Source organism: Vibrio sp. 10N.222.46.A1, from assembly GCF_041473595.1.
Lineage (GTDB): Bacteria > Pseudomonadota > Gammaproteobacteria > Enterobacterales > Vibrionaceae > Vibrio > Vibrio tasmaniensis_A.
In genome coordinates this window covers 1-2,391 of record NZ_JBFRSN010000423.1, presented here as the reverse complement: position 1 = coordinate 2,391, position 2,391 = coordinate 1, and the positions used below count along the sequence as shown (strand labels likewise).

Genomic DNA, 2,391 nt, shown 5'->3' with positions numbered 1-2,391 from the left:
CGCTAAGTTCGTGGCAAAGCTTATAAGCAAATAACCACTATAATTAAAACTGAAGTCATACTTACAAAGCCAGACGACAAATAGGAAATCGTTGAAATGATGAAGAACAAACTGAAATCGAAACGCCTTGATAAGACCGTTGCTGCCAACCGTCGTAAGCGTATGCTTTCAAATAATAAGAAGAAGATCATTTGGCGCAACCGTGCTTTCATGCAGATGATTGCTGAGTAAAAGTAATGACCAACTAAGTTTGCTTGGCACTCTTATGATTGAGAGTGCCGAAAGATCGCTGCTATTTTTTGTTACAGACCTTGTTCTTGTTACTGACCTTATTCTTATTACTTGCCTTGTCAGATTCTAAACGCTGCTCTTCCTGCAAACGCTCAAGCTTTCGCTTCTCTTTGATCTCTTTTCTACGGCGCTTAAAAAACGCCTGTAATTGTTCACGACACTCTTCCTCTAACAAACCATGCTCAACATCGGCATAGTGGTATGAGGCTTGGCTTTCAAAGAGATTCAATACCGTACCCGCCGCACCCGCTTTTAAGTCTGGAGCACCAAACACAATGCGCTTTACTCGGCTGTGTAATAAGGCACCCGCGCACATTGGGCAAGGTTCTAAGGTGACATACAAGGTGGTATCAAGTAAGCGATAGTTTTCCAAGGCTTGACCTGCTTTACGCAAGGTTTCGATTTCTGCATGTGCGGTTGCATCGTGGCAGCCAATCGAGCGGTTCCATCCTTCAGAGATAACCTCCCCATCTTTCACTAGAACAGCACCAACGGGAACCTCTCCCTCTTTTTCTGCTTGCTTAGCGACCTCGATGGCGCGTCGCATGAAGATTTCATCTTGAGGGCTGAATTGATGGTCTAACAAAGGGAGCTCCAGAAAACAAAGGATAAAAACGAAAATAGGTATGCGGTGAAGCATACCTAATCTTCGTGATAATGAACAATAAAGAGATAAGAGGCAATGAACAATCGCCGCTTACTGATTAGGCGGATCGCTAGCTATTGGCGCCTTCTATGTCATCGGCTATTTGCGTCGCTTTGATACTCACAATTCGATTGTTCTCAACAGAGATAACTTCAAACTGCCACTGCTGGTATTGAACAACTTCACCGGCATCAGGTAAGCGCCCTATTAACCAAGTCACTAGGCCATTCAACGTTTGGAAGCTCTCGCTTTCACCCTCAAAATCCGACAGCTCTAAGCGGTTTTTCAGTTCACTGATAGGAATCAATCCATCCACCAGCAATCCATCTTCCACTTGCTCTGTCCATAGGTCATTGGGGTTATTGGATAGCTCACCGGCAATCGCTTCAAGAATATCGTAATGAGTCACAAGGCCTTGAACATCGCCATATTCATCAACAATGAATGCCATCTCTGTACCCGACTCTTTAAAATAGCCAAGTAGACGTAAAGCCTTCATCGATTCAGGAACATAGATCGGAGAGCGAGATAGCCCCATGATCACTTGAATGTTTAAATTGCCCGCCTGATTCAATAAGGCTTTGGCTGACACCGTACCGACCACTTTATTGAGGTGGTCTTGGCACAATGGAAACACACTATGCTTTGAACTGCGCAGCTTTTTAAATATCTGCTCAACCGGTTGGCTAATATCCAGAAAGTCGACGTCTCGACGTGGCGTCATCAACGAGCTCACCAAACGGTCATCAAGCTGTAAGATATTGCGAATCATCTCTTGCTCGCCACGTTCAATCACACCAGATTCCGAGCCTTCTTTCACGAGTGCATGAATATCATCTTCCGTCACACTGTCTTCTTCGCCACCACGTCCCATTAACTTGAGAATACCTTCCGTAGAAGCAGACAACGCAAACACAAACGGCGTCGCAATTTTAGATAACCAGAAGATAGGCAGCGCGACTAGCACAGCAATGTTTTCAGCTTGAGATTGAGCAAAACGTTTTGGCACTAGCTCACCTACAACAATCGCGAAGTAAGTAATACCCACAACGACTACCGTGGTAGACAGGATATTCGCTTGTGTTGGATCGAGTCCCCACAGTTCAAGTTGAACGGCCAGTGGAGCAGAAAGCGTCGCCTCACCCACAATACCGCTGAGTAGGCCGATTACCGTAATACCGATTTGAATGGTTGAAAGGAAGCGGGTTGGATTTTCTTTGAGCTCAAGAGCAACCTGAGCGGAGCGATGTTTTTCGGCTAAGCGTTTCAGCCGACTATTCTTTGCTGCTACCAGTGCAATCTCTGACATGGCAAACAGACCATTTAAAACAATTAACCCTACTAAAAGCAGAATCTTCATGTGGCTTGGATTTCCTAAATTTACCGGCCAACAATTAGCCGTAATCCGGAGTATAAGCTGAGTGCCTTTATTTTGAATATAAAAAGTTTTGGAT

Annotated in this window: 3 protein-coding genes; 1 reads left to right on the top strand and 2 read right to left on the bottom strand. The window is 44.8% G+C overall.

Annotation, left to right across the window (positions count from 1 at the left end; genetic code table 11):
• Positions 1-96 precede the first annotated feature (96 nt).
• A complete protein-coding gene (locus AB4496_RS13190; RefSeq protein ID WP_010438952.1) occupies positions 97-231 on the top strand; it encodes a hypothetical protein in 135 nt (44 codons plus the stop codon).
• A 61-nt stretch (positions 232-292) separates the two neighbouring features.
• Here the strand turns inward: AB4496_RS13190 and tadA are convergent, their stop codons facing one another.
• Together tadA and AB4496_RS13180 are read right to left on the bottom strand one after the other, a co-directional pair.
• The gene (tadA, locus tag AB4496_RS13185) at positions 293-931 is read right to left on the bottom strand and encodes a tRNA adenosine(34) deaminase TadA (protein ID WP_009848340.1); all 639 of its coding nucleotides are present in this window, start codon (positions 929-931) and stop codon (positions 293-295) included.
• Positions 932-1,007: 76 nt separating this feature from the next.
• Complete coding sequence (locus tag AB4496_RS13180) at positions 1,008-2,297, bottom strand: hemolysin family protein (protein WP_009848339.1); 1,290 nt, start codon at positions 2,295-2,297, stop codon at positions 1,008-1,010.
• Positions 2,298-2,391 lie beyond the last annotated feature (94 nt).

Coding starts and splice junctions, on each gene's coding strand:
- AB4496_RS13180 (WP_009848339.1), bottom strand. CDS start 2,297: ATGAAGATTCTGCTTTTAGTAGGGTTAATTGTTTTAAATGGTCTGTTT.
- tadA (WP_009848340.1), bottom strand. CDS start 931: ATGCTTCACCGCATACCTATTTTCGTTTTTATCCTTTGTTTTCTGGAG.
- AB4496_RS13190 (WP_010438952.1), top strand. CDS start 97: ATGATGAAGAACAAACTGAAATCGAAACGCCTTGATAAGACCGTTGCT.